General features: G+C 56.1%; 14 protein-coding genes. All 14 read right to left on the bottom strand.

Features of this window, described 5'->3' with window-relative positions; genetic code table 11:
• Positions 1-66: 66 nt before the first annotated feature.
• The 14 genes from ACE6ED_RS13670 to ACE6ED_RS13735 all read right to left on the bottom strand — a co-directional run bounded on the left by ACE6ED_RS13670 (position 67) and on the right by ACE6ED_RS13735 (position 15,805).
• The gene (locus ACE6ED_RS13670) at positions 67-921 is read right to left on the bottom strand and encodes a GGDEF domain-containing protein (RefSeq protein WP_410827729.1); all 855 of its coding nucleotides are present in this window, start codon (positions 919-921) and stop codon (positions 67-69) included.
• Complete coding sequence (locus ACE6ED_RS13675) at positions 911-3,001, bottom strand: cellulose biosynthesis cyclic di-GMP-binding regulatory protein BcsB (protein ID WP_410827730.1); 2,091 nt, start codon at positions 2,999-3,001, stop codon at positions 911-913. Before ACE6ED_RS13675 ends, ACE6ED_RS13670 begins: the two co-directional genes overlap by 11 nt.
• A 55-nt stretch (positions 3,002-3,056) precedes the next feature.
• The gene (locus ACE6ED_RS13680) at positions 3,057-4,307 is read right to left on the bottom strand and encodes a glycosyltransferase family 2 protein (protein WP_410827731.1); all 1,251 of its coding nucleotides are present in this window, start codon (positions 4,305-4,307) and stop codon (positions 3,057-3,059) included.
• A 27-nt stretch (positions 4,308-4,334) separates the two neighbouring features.
• On the bottom strand, positions 4,335-5,729 hold the full coding sequence (locus tag ACE6ED_RS13685) for a hypothetical protein (protein WP_410827732.1): 1,395 nt from the start codon (positions 5,727-5,729) through the stop codon (positions 4,335-4,337).
• Positions 5,726-7,273, bottom strand: a complete 1,548-nt coding sequence (gene wsfD, locus ACE6ED_RS13690; protein ID WP_410827733.1) for a glycan biosynthesis hexose transferase WsfD — start codon at positions 7,271-7,273, stop codon at positions 5,726-5,728. Before wsfD ends, ACE6ED_RS13685 begins: the two co-directional genes overlap by 4 nt.
• A 21-nt stretch (positions 7,274-7,294) precedes the next feature.
• Positions 7,295-8,497 carry a hypothetical protein gene (locus ACE6ED_RS13695; protein ID WP_410827734.1) on the bottom strand — a complete coding sequence of 401 codons (1,203 nt, stop codon included), beginning with the start codon at positions 8,495-8,497 and terminating at the stop codon, positions 7,295-7,297.
• 243 nt (positions 8,498-8,740) lie between these two features.
• Positions 8,741-9,757 carry a potassium channel family protein gene (locus ACE6ED_RS13700; protein WP_410827735.1) on the bottom strand — a complete coding sequence of 339 codons (1,017 nt, stop codon included), beginning with the start codon at positions 9,755-9,757 and terminating at the stop codon, positions 8,741-8,743.
• Between the two features lie 21 nt (positions 9,758-9,778).
• Positions 9,779-10,171 (bottom strand): DUF350 domain-containing protein, encoded by a 393-nt coding sequence (locus ACE6ED_RS13705; RefSeq protein WP_410827736.1) that lies wholly within the window; start codon positions 10,169-10,171, stop codon positions 9,779-9,781.
• The gene (locus ACE6ED_RS13710) at positions 10,168-10,857 is read right to left on the bottom strand and encodes a signal peptide protein (RefSeq protein WP_410827737.1); all 690 of its coding nucleotides are present in this window, start codon (positions 10,855-10,857) and stop codon (positions 10,168-10,170) included. The genes ACE6ED_RS13705 and ACE6ED_RS13710 overlap by 4 nt, the downstream gene beginning before the upstream one ends.
• Positions 10,858-12,054, bottom strand: coding sequence for a glutathionylspermidine synthase family protein (locus ACE6ED_RS13715; RefSeq protein ID WP_410827738.1), 1,197 nt, complete (start codon positions 12,052-12,054; stop codon positions 10,858-10,860). It lies immediately after the preceding gene.
• Positions 12,051-12,719, bottom strand: a complete 669-nt coding sequence (locus ACE6ED_RS13720) for a hypothetical protein (protein ID WP_410827846.1) — start codon at positions 12,717-12,719, stop codon at positions 12,051-12,053. Before ACE6ED_RS13720 ends, ACE6ED_RS13715 begins: the two co-directional genes overlap by 4 nt.
• A gap of 69 nt (positions 12,720-12,788) precedes the next feature.
• Positions 12,789-12,992 (bottom strand): hypothetical protein, encoded by a 204-nt coding sequence (locus tag ACE6ED_RS13725; RefSeq protein WP_410827847.1) that lies wholly within the window; start codon positions 12,990-12,992, stop codon positions 12,789-12,791.
• A gap of 205 nt (positions 12,993-13,197) precedes the next feature.
• Entirely contained in the window at positions 13,198-14,523 is a 1,326-nt protein-coding gene (locus ACE6ED_RS13730; RefSeq protein WP_410827739.1) for an MFS transporter, read from the bottom strand.
• Between the two features lie 166 nt (positions 14,524-14,689).
• Positions 14,690-15,805: a response regulator gene (locus ACE6ED_RS13735; protein ID WP_410827740.1), complete on the bottom strand. Its 1,116-nt coding sequence runs from the start codon at positions 15,803-15,805 to the stop codon at positions 14,690-14,692.
• Positions 15,806-15,829: the final 24 nt, after the last annotated feature.

The raw sequence follows: 15,829 nt of genomic DNA on the forward strand, positions 1-15,829 counted from the left end.
ACATCTCCTTTTCCTGTCATTTAATCATTCAGTCTATATAATCGGGCAGATTCCGGCTCTAAACAACTAAACATCGTATTCCAATTGTTTTTTGGCCTGCACAATAAAATCCAGCGGCGATTCAATCTGCTCGGGATGATATTGGACCGCGCCGATTTTAAGGCCCAGATTCACTTTGTATTTGGCGGAAATTTCGCCTGTATTAAACTCCGCCAGCTTCAGCTTGATCCGTTCAATGACGATCCTGGAGCCTTCCTTGTCCGTAAACAGCAGCAAGCCCCAGGTCGCGTCCTCCTTGTCGAGCAGATACAAAGCGTCGTTCGTCCGGATGCTGGACTGGCTGATTTTCGAAATGTCGTAGATCGCTTCGGCCAGCTGTTCCGCGGGAATCAGCCGCTGGATCTCCTTCCAGTACTTAACCTTAACGACCAGCAGCGTCAGCGGAATGTCGTACCGCATGGAAATGCCGGTGAACAGCAGCGCGTCCTTTTGAAAAGCGACACTGTTTTTGAGATCCGTATTTTCATCCAGCGTCGCCAGGTTCGCCGTCTGTTTCCGCAGCTGCTCATTTTCAGTCTGCAGCCGGCGGTTCGACTGGGTGAACAAGGTCATCGCCGTCGTCAGAAGCGGCGTCATAAGCAGCCAGAAATACGTGCCGAGCGAAATCGTTTCCCCTTGCGTCACAGCGTTGACCATTACATAGAACCCATAACCGAAGATAAACAGAAGGTTCAAAACAAGGCCGGCCGTTAACGTTGTAAAATACGTAATGATTGCAAACAGTACCGCACAGTTCAGCAGGATCAGATTCTGCACGTATTCGTCGGGGCGGCCGGCAATAAACACGATGCAAATATAACTCAGCAGGATAAACGCCAGAAAGGCAATATCCGAAATCAGGTTGCTGCGGTTACGTTTCACGCTTGCCACCCCGTTTCTTCATATGTTTGCGGATCAGCAGGAACAGGGAAAGCAGCACGGTCACCATTACAAGCACAGCCGCGGTTGTAAAAGCGAGCACATCGGGGCGTCTCAGGGCTTCTTCCAGCACAGAGGCCTGTTCCGGAGCTGCATCCTTTTTGAAGCGGTAAGCAAACACATTGCCGTCTTTGTCTGCCGCAACGCCGTCTCCGTACACCTTCCATTTGGTCTGCTCGGTTGCCACGAGCTTCGAGGCCAGATAGTAATACTCCGATCCTGCCCCTGTTACAGCCAGCAGACCGCCTCCTTCACGGTAAGGCGACTCGATCAGTTGGAGGGTGCCAAGCTTCGCCCCGTACTGTTCGTCGATGCTCATTTTCTCATTGGGCATAAACCGGCTGCCGCTGTCGTCATAGCGGAAATACAGCTTGTCGTTAACGTCACGGATCACGCCGTTGGTCTTGTAGGTACCGAAGGCGATCACATTCCGGTCCTTCAATTCGTCAGCTGAGGCATTCCCCAGAAAAAATTTAACTTCGCCCATGTTGCTCTGCGCATATTTCCCCATCAAATTTAGCACATTGGATAGGCTCATATAGGTATAGTCGTCAAGCTGATCCGGCAGCACCACGGCCACTTTGTTGTAAGCTCCGTCCCGCAGAAACGGATACGGGTAGTTGTCGAGCAGCAGCTCCGTCCGGTCCTTCGTGTTGATCTGCAGCTGGGAGCCAGGGTCAATGTAAGCCCATGGCGTCTGCCCCTGATTAGGCGTACACAGCAGGCTTTCAATCTCAAGATCGAAGGCGACAGTCACAGAGAAGTTCCCTGATACACGAACGGATTTCGGGATGGAAAAGGTGGCTTTGTCCCCGCCCGCCAGCTCCGCGCTCAGCCGTTTGCTTCCAATCGGCGTATCGTTAATCCGCACCGTTACAAGCGAACGGTTAAAATCAAGATTTTCCGCATAGCGGAAGTTCAAGCTGATTTTGCCGGCATCTGCGATCGCCCGTCCCGCGGGAAGCGGGATAAAATACGTACGCTCCTGATGATACGGACCTGTGATCTGCTCCCCTGTCTCGGTCAGCGGCATAATGGACCGGTAATCCACAGCCGGCGTCGCGACGTTAGTCTCGGCGTCCACCGTTTTGGACGGCTGGCTGAGCTGGGCGGTCAGCTCCGGATTCGCCAGCAGGCGCCCGGCCTGGACCAGCAGATCGTCGCTGTTTGAGGTAACGACCAGCAGCGGCTGCGTCTCCGGGTGGAGCACCTGCAGCAGCGCTTTTTGATCCAGCCCCGCCCCGTCCACCTCCGACTTGACCGATTCGGGCAGCCGGTCGTAGCGGGAAATCAGCACGATGGCGTCTCTGCCTTCCAGATTGCCGGGCAGATAAGCCAGCATGGGAATGCTGCCCGTAGCCGAAGCATTCATCCGGGACAGCCCGGTCATGGCTTGCGCGGCGGCTTCCAGCTCCGCCGGCACAGCCTCGGAAGGAACGGTAACCGCGCTGTCTCCTGCTTCTACCAGATCCATGCCTGTCATCCGTTCCAGAAAGGCATCAATCGTTCCCGGATGCTCTTTGAACCGGTAATTGACGTCGATGCTCGAAGTATTGTACAGATGCAGCCAGTTGTCCGGGGTGACGTCAACCGAGCACTCCACCTTCCGGTCTTCGGTTGTACGGATATGGCCTCGAACCTCCAGCAGGTTGGCTCCTTCTTTGAGCCAGGCTTTAGGGGCGGAGATCGTCAGCCGTTGGTGCCCGTTGTTCGCGGCCGACGGTCTGAAGGTATGGAAAGGGTTGCCGTTCAAAGCCAGCGTAATGCTGGAGGATTGCTCCCGCGTCAGCTGGGAAACTTGGAAATCAAGCCGGATTACCACCGAACCGACGTTCCAATAGTCCGGCACCTGAAAATATTCCTGGCGCACCGGCTCCGCGCCGGACATGGGCTCGGTCTGCGCGAAGGGTGTACGGTACACCCTGCCGTCCGCGCCGGTCGTAACCGCCGCTTGCGCCGGGAGCGCCGGGAGGACAAGGAGGGTGAATACCACCAGATACAGTATCAATTTCTTACGAATCATATAAGCAGCTCCCGTTGTTCAAATTGGACTTTTGCCTCAGCGGAGGCGGGCGGGTTTAATAACGTTCGGTCTTGTACCATTTGACCTCCCGTTTAAAGATCAGGTCTTTGATATAGTTGTACAGCCCGTAAGCGGCGACGACCATCCACATCTGGCAGTACGAAACGTACATCAGCAAAATGATCCACAGGTTGGAGAGACTCATCTCCCCTTTTTCCGTCGTCAGCGTGATGAAGGTCCCCACCACAAATAATATAACGGCCAGCGCCCACAAAAACGTGCTTAATCCCGCAATCGTCGTATGCACATACCCCAGCGCGTGCAGGATCAGCAGAACATCCGAGGTCACCAGGGAGGTCAGCAGCAGAAAATAGATCGACAGGAAATACAGAATATCAAACCGGATTCTCCGGGCCGACCGTTGGAACAGCAGCGGCACATTTTTTACAATGACATAGATGTTCCCTTTGGCCCATCGTGTTCTTTGCTTAAACCATACCTTCACCGTCTGCGGCTCCTGCTCCCAGGTGACCGCTTTGGGTTGAAATTTGATCCGGTAGCCCATCATATAAATGCGGAAGCTGATTTCGGTATCCTCGGCAATGGCCTTCACATCCCAACCGCCAATCGCCTCCACAATACTGCGCCGCATAATAAAATTGGTGCCCGGAATCGTGCAGAGCTTGAACAGCTTCCATCTTCCCGCCTGAGCCATCCACTGGAACGACAGCGTTTCGATATTAATGAAGCGGGTGAGCAGTCCGGCGTCCCGGTTGCGGGTGCGGAATTTCCCGATTACGGCGCCAAGCGAAGGATCGTTAGTAATCTCGGCGACCAGAAGCCGAAGCGCGCCGCGTTCAGGCGTATTATCGGCATCGTAAATCGCGATGAGCTCGCCCCTGCTGCGGGTGAATCCGATGTTGAGGGCATTGGATTTTCCTTTGCCGCCGGTGATTTTGTCCGTGTTGATGACCGTCAGGTTCCGCCCCGGGTAACGTTCCTGAACCCCCGCCAGCAGCGAAGCGCTGTTATCGGAGGAGTTATCGTTAATGACAATAATTTCGTACCGGTCATGAGGATAATCAAAAGCCAGCAGCGATTCCACCGTCTGGGTAATCACTTTGCCTTCGTTGTGCGCCGGCACCATTATCGTTACAAACGGATAATCCCCTTTAATCTCCGGCACCGGTTCATTCTCAATCCGGATATAATACAGATAACCCGCCACAATCAGCGCCACATTCACCAGCAGCAGCGACCAGATGCAGATTACCGCGATCACCATTAAAATATCCGCAGCCGTCATACCGTTCCCCCAATGTCGTCCCCGAGTTTATTTCAAATATTTTTTTCGATACAGCCGGTAGCCTATAATCATCAGCCCGCCGAACACAACCAGCGAAACTGCGATCACGATGATAAAAAACTGGTTTTGGGCCTTGAACAAATGCGCAAAGCTCTTCTGAACCTCCGCCTCGTAAGCAAAATCGGTGTCCGGCACTTTGGAGACATAACCGGGGTTCTGCGGTTCTCCGTCCAGGTACAGAAGACCGGCCGACGAACCAGCCGTTCGTCCGCCCGCGCGGACTTCATGCGCCGACTGTTTGTAATCGGCATAGTCAAGCCAATAGGAATGAATACGTTCCAGTACCGCATCCAGCTGGCTTTCATCCTGCACAAAATCCAGCGTAACTGCGGTATCCATCGGAAACTCCAGCAGCCTGTCCCCGCCGCCGGGCAGCTCGTCCAGCTCATCCGGCGTGATGCTGTAGAGAGAGGAACGAAAAACCGCGGAGACATCCACCGGCTGCATCGGCATCGGCTTTTCGTCCGGAAACAGCACGGCCGAGTCGAAGTACTGCAGGCCAGGCCCGGCGTAGTGGGCGTCATACGTCCAGTACATCTCGGCCCCAACCCCTAACGGAATAATCCCCTCCTGCTCCAGCAGCAAAGTGAACTGCTCCATCTTCGGTCCCAGCGACTGGTCCTGCGAATTGATGGACGGCATAACAACAGGCACGTTAACCAAAATGGAGCCGTTTCGGGACTGCACATACGCCAGCGCGTCCAGATAACGCTGCATCGCCGGAAAATCGGTATTGGTAAACACCGGCCGGATGCTGACGAGAAACGGGGTGCCCGAATCGTACAGCCTGTCCGCAAGTTTTTTCAGCAGCTCCAGATCGGAGAACGGATAAACCTCTTTGAACAGCAGGTAGGCCTCTCCGCGCCGATCGATGCCAAGCCACTCCCGGAGCGTCTCGCCTGCTGCCAATGCGGATGCCGGGTCCAAGGGGAGCCCGGCGAGACGCGTGACGCCCGCTTCTGTCCCCGCATCCGCTTTAGTTCCCCTGGCCGCTGGGGAACCGCCTATCTCCAGCATCGAACCCCGGTATTCCTTTGCATCGGTCTCGTAAGCCGGATGATCTGTCTGCAGCTCCGGCAGATTGGTCACATGGATGACCCGGGTATACTGGTCCAGCATTCCCGGTTCATACGCGTCCAGCGAACGCCGGGTGACGCTGGCGCCGTAAGCGGCCAGCAGCCGCTCCAGGGCCGCCAGTCCGCCCTCATTCGCCGTACCGATGCCTTTGCTGTCGTACAGCAGCAGCACTTGCGGTGGCCCGGTCCGGTCCGCAGTCTCCGCCTGTACGGATGTAAGCGGCAGCAGCAGGAGAAGGAAGACCAGGGAAGCTAATACACATAAACGCTGACTGTGCCTGTTCACGCGCTCATCCCCTTTTGGCTCTCCGCTACTTCAGGCGCTGTAAATATCTGCGGGACCGGATTCGCTTTCGTCCGGAAGCTGACCGTCCGGCCGATCAGCTGGCCTGCCGTCATAAAGGTCACCAAATCGAACGCCAAGGTGAACAAAAATTCGTGTTTGGCCAGGTCGGCATCGCCCGCTCCGATAATCGAAACGAAGATGCCCGAAAGTCCAATCAATATGGCCGCAAGCAGCAGCACCATCCGCTGCATTTCGCGCGCATTCCGCGCTTTTACCGCCTGGAGGAAGGAAGGGGCGTGCAGCCCGAGAATCACGACCGCCCACAGCACGATAAATCCGAATGTTTTTGGCGCAAGCGTCCGTTTTAACAGACTGTATAATGTGAAAAACCCGGTATGCGCCCCGTCCGGCTTGCCGGCTGACGGCTCATAGTTGCCCATGGCGTTTGGCCGGATGCTGAACGCGTCTTTGGCCGCGACATTCAGAATCGACGTCAGCTGATCGGGGTGCGTAACATAGTAGCGCAGGATTGAGCCAAAACCGTATTTACTGTAGAAGTTCTCTTCCAGGATTTTTGAGTCCACGTCCACCGGTCCATACTGCTCGTAATAAATCGTCTCCCGCAAAATCGCGTACTGCTTGTCAATGCCAAACGACTTCAGCGCCGCTTCAGGATCGGCAGACTCCTTTAATACCCCGCGCGTCATCGCATGGTACTGGTTGATATTGACGAACTCCTTCGGGATAAGCACATACGTGGCGATCCCTGCCGCCGCCAGCAGCGCAAGCGTCCCCGCCGCCAGCACACGGAACAGCTTGTCCCGGCGGACAAACAGCAGTGCCGCCCCCAATACGGCGAGTACAATGCCCACAGGCGCATTTTGCTGCTTGGAGGTCGTCAGCAGAATTCCGCTCACCGCAAACACCGCAAGCATCACATGATCGTTGTAGCGGTGCCGGTAGATCAGCAGCCAGGAGGCGAATACCAGCATCATCATAATCAGAACGATACTTTCACTGTAAAAGGAGTTGAAGTAGGCGGTGTACCCCGTATCACCAAAAATAAACACCGCAAGCACCGACACAATCAGTCCTTGTCTGCGGGTCAGCTTCCAGGTAATCGCCTCGACCAGCAAGTACACGGCTGCAACATACAGAACCGTAAAGATCGCTCCCTGGAACCGGATGTCAAACACCTCTCCGCTGTAAAGGAGCTGATTCACCGCCATGGCGATCCGGATAAACAGGGACTGCGAGGACATCATCGTTGTGCCGTTTTCGTTGTAATACTGCAGGATGCCATAATGCTTGATAAAATGGTCAAAATAATGGCTGTCATAATCCGGGCCCAGGAAATAAAGCCCGTTGCTGTAGGCGACCCGGAAATAATCCCCGTTGTCGGCCATGCCAATGTAAGGTTTGGTGAACAGGGCGATCACCGTAATCAGGAGGACGCCAAAGGCGCTGATGGCCGCGGGTGTGAACCAATGCGGCAGCCCTGTGTGAAGACGGCTCTCCGGCCGTTTGATGCTGGTTTCGATCATGTGTAACCTTCTCCTCCGCAATTAGCTCTTCAAGGGATACGCATACGCCAACAGAGCCATCAAATTGTCAAAGGAGTAAGCTTGACCCGACCCCGTATCGCCAAAGCCGCCATACAGCGGGCTTGAGGGATCGTTAATCCGGTAGGCATTCATTCTGCCGATACTGTCCTTATACAATTTTTTGTCTCCCACTTCCGCGCCGATCATGGCCGCTATCGCATAGATAGCGGTAGACTGAATATCGTTCAGCGGCTTTCCCTCCATGCTGTATTCCCCATACAGCGCGCCGCCTTCTATCTGCTGCTTGAGATAATCAATACTGCTCTGCTTCTCCTTCCCCGCCTCGGCAAGGGACAAAATACTGAGCAGCGACTCCACGGTATAGATATGCTCCGAGGCATAAGCGCCGGTCTCATAGTTGTATCTGGCCTGATAAAACGGAAAGGTGTCGCTGATATATCCGTTCTGCAGGAGGTCTTCCATATTTTTTGCCATTTTATTATATGAAACGTCAACACTCGACAATTTTTGCAACATCGTCAAATCAATATAACACAAGGTCACGAATTTATTGGTGAGCTTCAGCTGATCGTCATAAAAATCGTACAGCCGCTCCCCGTCCGTGTTGTGTTCCAAAAACCGCCGCCCAAAACCGTCCGCCTCCCGTGTGTAGCTGTCGTCACTGAACGCTTCCCCCGCTTCATACAGCGCGCGGATCATCCGCAGGTCGTCCACTGCCGCATTCACCGGATAACGCCGGTCCTGTTTGGGGCTGTAGCGGTAACTGAAGCCGCCCTGCTGGTCGAATACCGCCTTCGCCCGGCTCCATTCGGCGTCGAACAGCTCCCTTTGGCCGGTGAACACCGCATAACGCATCAGGAGCGAAGCCGACTCGCTCAGCACTTCGTGGCCCGTGGCCGCGGTTCCCGCCTGATCGGTGTCGATTAGGTTTGTGTAGACGCCGTACGGTCCCGACAGCTTGCCGTCGACAAACCGGTACAAGGCTTCCCGCATATCGGCTTCAGTTTGACCGCCGGATGCCGGTGCCGGGGCTGCCGAAGCGGGTACGCCATCGGCGGACGTTCCGTCCGGCTGGCCGGATACATTCCCGCCGGTTGAAGCTCCTTGATTGGCGGCTTGTCCCGCCGGATCGCCGCCAAAACATCCCGTACACAGGAGCAGGAGTACCACCGCGGTTCCTCCCCAAGCAATTCGTTTGTCCACTTCATCACTTCCCCAACACATTTCGTCAAACCTAATCATACACTCTTTATTATGTATAACGGTAACAATTCCTTTTTAATTTACCTTTTTACAGGAAAAAAAGGGCAAAAAATGTGCAGCTGCGCAGGACTTCGATCCCAAATAAAAGAAAGCGGCTCCAAAGGAGCATCCTCCTCTGGAACCGCTTTTCCGTTTATTCGGGTACGTCCGTGCAAATTCGCCCGCGACGTTTGGCCCGCGGCGTCATTTCCCGGCAATCCGCCGGTACGTCTCCTCATCGGAGACGATATACAATCTGGCGCCCTGCGGGATGGGCTGGTTCAGCTTCCGGTTGATGCCGAGATCGCTGTGATCGGCCAGCAGCGTCGCCCCTTGGCGCAGCAAATCCTGAAAGGCATCCCCGTATGTCCGCCATGACGGCTGGACCGGAACCTCGTAGATATCGTCGCCGTGGCGGCGGCTGAGCAGCTGGCTGATCAGGTCGGGGTTCCCTTCCTGCAGAGCGGAGCGGACAGCCAGCCTGGAAATGGCGTCGTGCGACAGCACGAAATCATTGACCTGGACATGCTTGAAGTTCTGAATGTTTTTCTCAAGCATAATTTCCACCGTCGTATGCACTTCGGGAGCAAGACGCTCAATGCTGGACACAATCAGCAGCGATTTGCCGTCTATAAGCGACGATTCATCGATTCGCGTATCCGCGAAGATAATAGCCGCCCGCGCCCCCTTTAGACCGGCCTTGATCAGCACTTCATCCGAAGTGGGGTCCCCGCTGACAAAATGCACATGGTCGAGGTCCGCTGCCGGATGCCGGTCCGACTCGTCGATAATGACGATTTGGCCGTCCGGCAGATAACTTATGATTTCATCCAGCGCCGAACGCGCTTTTTTGCCCCAGTTAATCAGAATCACGTGGTCTCTGCCGCGAAAATCCAACTTGCCCGCCCCTCTCTTGCGCTGTATCTCCGCAAACGAATCAATGACCTTGCCGATGACGAGGCTGAGCAGCCCGATCCCGAAGATATAAAGAAAAATCGTAAATACCTTGCCGGCAGCGGTATGCGCAAAATAATCGCCGTAACCGACCGTCGCCATGGTCGTCAGCACCCAATAAAACGCGGTAAACCAGGTGCCGAAGGTAGCGGGCTCCAGCAAATAGGCGATTGTCGCGCTTACCGTAACAAAAACCAGAATCAGCAGTCCGATTTTGCGTTTGCTGAACCGCATCAGCCTGTTCGACAACCGGATGATAAAATGCATGGAGTCCGCTCCTTCCCCTGATCAGACAATCAGGCTGCTTACCGCAAATGCCGTACCGATAAACACCATGCACAGCATCGTTCCCACCGCTACATTTCCCTGCCGCAGCTGTTCCGAAATCCGGAAGCCGGGCGTCACCAGCTCAAAAATCCAGTAAGCGGCTATCAGACACACATACCCGACGGCAAACCACAGCATCATAAACCAGATGGACGTATTGGTGTAAGCCGCTACGCCAAGCACAATCGCCGTGGCCAGAAACTTGCCGCCCATGGCCAGCGCCGCGGCGGTGTTGCCTTTCTTGATTTCTTCCATGTCCTTATACGGCGTCATCCAGCTGAACACAACCATGCCAAGCAGTTGAAGCACGATGATGACGATCACGCTTACGACCAAATTTACTACTAACGTCAATTAGCCCACCCCCGAAATTTAGCATAGGCCGAATCGTAGTCGGCAAAATCATGCACTTCCTCCAGAACCACCGAAGCGGTCTTGGCTTTCTCCAGTTCCTTGTAGCGGGCATCGTCGATCGGCTGCTTCACCCGGTTGCCCGAAGGCAGCTCCAGAACGGCAAAATTTCTTGTTTTGTCCTTGTACTTGGTCTTGTAAACCCCGACCAGATCCAGGTCGGTGGTGACCGTCACTTTCAGATTGGCCAAATCGTCTTTGGCCGTTTTTTCGTCCGGATAGGATTTGATCGCCGTCCAGGAGGACAGGCGGATATCGTTCCGCTGATTTTCATCGGTGACCAGCTCGGCGTCCATGTACTGCAGCGTCCAAACCTTGTCGCCCGTTGCATAGTTGCCGTCATTCGGCAGCAGCTCATTGTCCGGTAAAATCGTCATATCGCTGCCGATCAGGTCGCCGACCGTACCCTCCACGATCCGGTAATCCCACGGAACCCGGGCCACATCGGCCGTCGTTTCCGTGCCGGTATGAAACACGCTGTTCTGATTGGAAGAGCAGGCGGCCAGCGCCAGCATCAGCATTCCCAGCATGACAAGCAGGCCTGCCCGCTTCCGTATGCCGGCCGCCGCTGCAGTCCCTGCTGCTCCTGCCGCACCTGCGCCGCGTAAGCTTTTTTGCTTCCTAGGCATTTAGTTCACTCCCATCGGAATAAAATGACTGGTATTGCCCGTAATCGGCCCGCCGGCCCGGCCCAGCAGCCCGCACGGAACGCCGTTTATGACAAACAACCCCGTCAGCAGGTGGAACTCGCCTTCCGCCGTCTCCACCTTGGCCAGCTCGGCCCGTTTTTGATAGACGCTTGGAAACAGCTCGCTGCTGTCGTAGCCGTCTTCGTCTTCAATCTCCAGCGACCCGTCGGAACCAAACATGCGAACCGAACCGCCCTCGCGCCCGAACATCGACTTCGAGACGAAGCTGCCGGAGAAAACCGGTTTGTTGTAGGTTGGCAGCATGTACTTCCAGATCGCCTCGCGTTCCTGCTCATTAAACAGCAGGCCCAGTTCGTACATTCCCCATACGGCCGCCATCAGGCCTTTCGACTGCAGCAGAATGCTGTGCGGGGAATTAAACAGCGTCAGACGGCCCGTTTCGATCGCATACGCCAAGGCCTCCCCGCCTTCGTCCACCGCCATCCACTCTTTGGGATAAAGCGCAAACAGCCGCTCAATGACCCGGCCTTTCCCATCCTTCAGGTAGCCTTCGTCTACCCAAAGCTCCAGGCAGTCAACGCAGTCCATCTCTCTGCCACTGTGGCGCACAAGCGCTTCAATCGTGCCCGAATCCTCCATGTGGGTTCCGTAATCAACGCAGGCCGCCGTGTCCGGCTGTTCCTCGCTCCAGGCCGCGGCAAGCAGCTCCGCCATCCTGCTGTTTGGACTGTCCACTCCCGCTTCCTGGCACAGCCAGGGCGTCGCAATTGACGCCTCCACATAACCCGTCGGGGTATCTGCATTAAGCTCCAGCAGCTTGATCGTTCCGTCTTCAGCCACCGCAAAATCAAACCGGGCGTACCGGCTGATCCGCTCCTCCGGAGGGATCGGGCACGTCTCCAGCATCTCCCACAGCACGGGGGGAATCCCCGTGAGCTCGTAGAGATCCGGACGGCCATGGATATACCGGGCGGCTTTGTCGAGCACCTTCCACAGCATGCCTGCCGCGGTCTCCAGCTCCTCATAGACGTCGCGCCGCATCACCGCAATCTGATCCAGCCAGTAGGCCTCGTCTTCAAGATCGGCCCAGCCGAACCCGAGGCTGTTCAGCTTGGCTACGCGGGCCGCGCGGTCGGGATGCGGCCGGCCTTTGATTTCAAATGCCGGTCCGCTCATCCGCCGAATCCGCTCCGGCCGCTTGAACGCGAGCCCGAGCTTGACTTCGATTTGCCCAGGCCGCTTGATGTGCCGCCGATTCCGCCGGATTTGGAAGAAGTGGTGCGGCGGGTGATCGACCCTTTGTTGGTCGTCGATGTTTTGGGCGGCACAACCGATCCGGGAACCGGCTTGTTCTGGAACGTCGTGCTTGGATAGGTCCGGGGTTTGTATGTGCTCCGGGTCCCGGTGTAATACGCTTTGCGGTTATCGTACCAGCGGCTGGAAGAATAATGTCCTCCGCTGTTAAAAAGCATGTGATACAGCAGCACATCATCCCAGCCGAATCCGGAATTATAGCCGCCATAGTTGTTGATTACGGTCGTTCCGCCCGTACCGCCGGAGGTTCCGCCGCTGCCCTGCTGCTCCGCCGGCTCCTCTTCGGGATACGGAATGTTCCAGTCCACATTTTTGTCGAAGTAGGCTTTCACTTCCTCGGTTGACCAGGACACCAGCACCGGTTCATCTGCCGAGCTGCTGGCCGCCGCAGGGGCGGGAATATACATGGCGTTGGCGAGCAGCGCAAGCCCCAGCGTGGTCGAGAGGACGCGGATCGGTTTGCCGTCCGGGGTGAACCATTTTGAGTTCTGCGGTTCTTTGGGACCTTGGGATTCTTTAGGCTCTATGGGTTCTATCGGTGCTTTCGAATGTTCTTCGTTATTCAAGAGTGCTCCTCCTTTCGCAGGCTGTCACTGTTATTCGCCGCGCATCGGAACGACCAGCAGTTCCAGCTTGCCTTCGTCCACGTTAAGTCTTCCTTCCACCGTTTCATATTCCTTGCCGCCAACCACGATATAATTGACATGCTCCAGCGCGGCCACCATATGAGGGCTCCAGTTGCGCTCTTCGATCTCCCGGAGCTCGCCGTCCGGCAGTTTCTCAAACAATACCACGTTCATTCCATTCAATTGTATTCGCATCCTTTCCAGAGTAAGCGTTATGACCATGAATACGGCTGCATTCACCGTACGTTTCATTTCAATCTGGCGCCTGGGAGGACTTCCCATGATTCAGAATAAGTCTTGACCGGGCGAAACGCAACCTGTGACGGAAGAAAAAAACAGGCTTCCGCCCGGAAGCCTGTACTCTCAAGAACAGGAAGGTTTAGGCACGCGACACATTCCGCCGTCCCGAGCGCAGGTAGGCAACAACCACGGCGAGCGAGCAGGCGCTCACCAGCAGCAGCACAAGGTAGACATGCTGGTAGGACTGCGCCGGGCCCATACGGGAATACGTATGCAGGAGCATCCCGCACACCGCCACGGATACGGAGCCTCCAAAGAACTGGATCAGCTGCAGGAGCCCCATGCCCGAACCGATTCTCGCGCCGGGCAGGATCATTGTCGCCTCATTATTAAGCGAAGCCATCGTTGCTGAAAAAGCGGGCGAAAACAGCAGGTACCCGATCATAATCACAACCGGCGACGCGGACAGATCCAGCGCGAACAGCGCCAGCACCGCGGCCAGCAGCACATGGCCTGCCAAGAGAAACCGCAAATTCCCGTGCCGGTCGATCCAGCGTCCTACAAACCGGGTCATAAATGCAGACAAAAGCGCGCCCGGAGCAATCATCATGCCGATCTTGAGCGGCGACTGATGAAACAGGTTCGAGAGGGCCAGCGGCATCAGGAACAGGTTGCCCAGATTCAGCACCAAAATGCAGAAGCCGACGGCGACAAGCTTGCGGTATGCCGGCATACGCAGCATGTCCGCGTGAATAAATGTCGTGTCGGCCCGCTTCAGGTGCCAGAGGTGCAGCGCAAGCGACAGCACCCCGACTGCCAGCCACGGCAGCGATTTGGCCGTGATCGCCACCAGCAGCGCAGCCGCGTTCACCACCGTGAGGACGGCGCCGAACGTATCGAACCGTCCCGGGCGGACGGGTTCGGCCGGCAGCAGCCGGAATAGCACGGGCAGCACGGCGAGCACCAGGCAGGTAATGGCGAACAGCCCGTTCCAGCCGAAGTATTCGCTGATGAGGCCGCCGACAATCGGCCCGAGGCCAAACGCCATGGCGCTGCCCGCGGAAATCATGGCGATCGCCTGTCCGCGCCGCTCGGCTGGGATGTACCGGCTCGCCATGACAAGGCCAAGCCCGGCCATGACGCCGGCTCCGGCGGACTGCAGAATCCGGGTGGCAAGCAGCATCCGGAAGTCATGGGCAAACAGGCCGAAGACCGAGGCCAGCCCCAAGGTGATCAGCCCGACGCACAGCAGCCGGCGGAGCGGCAGCAGGTCCGACAGCCGGCTGTAAATTACGGTCGACAGCGCATAACCGATGGAATAACTTGAGATGATCCAGGAGCCCAGGTCGGCGGATATCGATAAATCGCCGATAATGCTTGGCAGCGATACGTTAAACATCGTGGTGTTCATTACAACAATAAAGAGACAGGAGGTCCAGAGCGGCATCACAATTTTATCATTCAAAGCGTTTCACCCTATCCGTAGTCTTGATGTTCGGCCGGCTGCATCCTTCTGTTCCATTCGCCTCCCGCGGATGGATGCAGCATACCGGTTGCAGAAGCAATAGTAATGATTGTATTCCTATCGGATTGGGTTGGCAACTCCTGATTAAATCTGCCGCAGGTCTGCTTCAGCCTGACAAGTGCGCCAGCAGACGGTCCAGATGCACAGCCGGCTCCACCCCCAGCTCCTCGCGCATCAGCTTCCGGTACAGCTCATAATGCAGTCTCATCGCGGTCTTGTCTCCAAGATTGGCATAAGCCTGGAGGATGGCGGCGCAAAGATCTTCGGAGTACGGGTCGATATCCTGCATACGCAGCAGACGTTCGACGGCTTGGCGCTCTTTTGCCGAACGCTGCTCGTATTCCGCGGACCGCAGCCCCATCCGGATATACTGCAGCTGCAGCTGCTTCCGCCGGTTGTCGGCCCAATCATAGTCATGCTCCGCCAGATAGTCGCCCCGGTACAGCTGGAGGATGTCCTCGCTCCGCCGCCACTCCTCGTCGTCCTGAATCGGCTCCAGGGACAGGCCCTGTATAAACCGCTCCACATCGGTAAGCAGCTCCCCCTTAACCAGACGGTAGCGTTCCTGAGAAAATTCTACCGCACCCGTAAATCCCCAGCTTTTCAGCAGCTTGCGGATATGATATACCGTGGTATGCAGATTGGCGACTGCCTTATCCGGGCCAAAATCGGGCCAGATCAGATCAAGGATCCGGTCCTTCATCATCCACTGCCCCTGCTGATGCAGCAGCAGCGCAAACAGCTCCTGCGACTTGTTTGTCCGCCATTTCAGCTTCTGGCCCGGCGCGGACGGATCGAACAACTCCAGTCTTCTGAAGCACAATATGGATAAACGCTTTTCGGTTACAGGCGCTTGCTCCTCGTCCTTGGACGCAATCCGGTCAACTGTCTTTGCCAGCCGCTGGGCGGTAACCGGTTTGAGCAGATAATCCAGCGCGTTCAGTTCAAAAGCCTCAATCGCGTATTCGGAAAATGCCGTCACATAAACGATCCGGATGCCGCCGTCCAGCGACTGGATATGCTCGGCCGCTTCCAGCCCGTTGATCTCGGGCATGCCGATATCCAGGAATACAATATCTGCCCACTCGCGCCGCAGATGCTCCAGTCCCGCACGCACCGAGGTGTATTTCCCTTCGACCCGGATACGCCCGTCCTTGACGATCTGGCGTTCCAGCTGCTGCAGCGCCGGTTTTTCATCGTCGATTAATATCGCCTTTTTCACCTGAACCCATCGCCTCCCGCATCC

It is taken from the genome of Paenibacillus nanchangensis, assembly GCF_046543445.1.
In the GTDB taxonomy this organism is placed as follows: domain Bacteria; phylum Bacillota; class Bacilli; order Paenibacillales; family Paenibacillaceae; genus Paenibacillus_AQ; species Paenibacillus_AQ nanchangensis.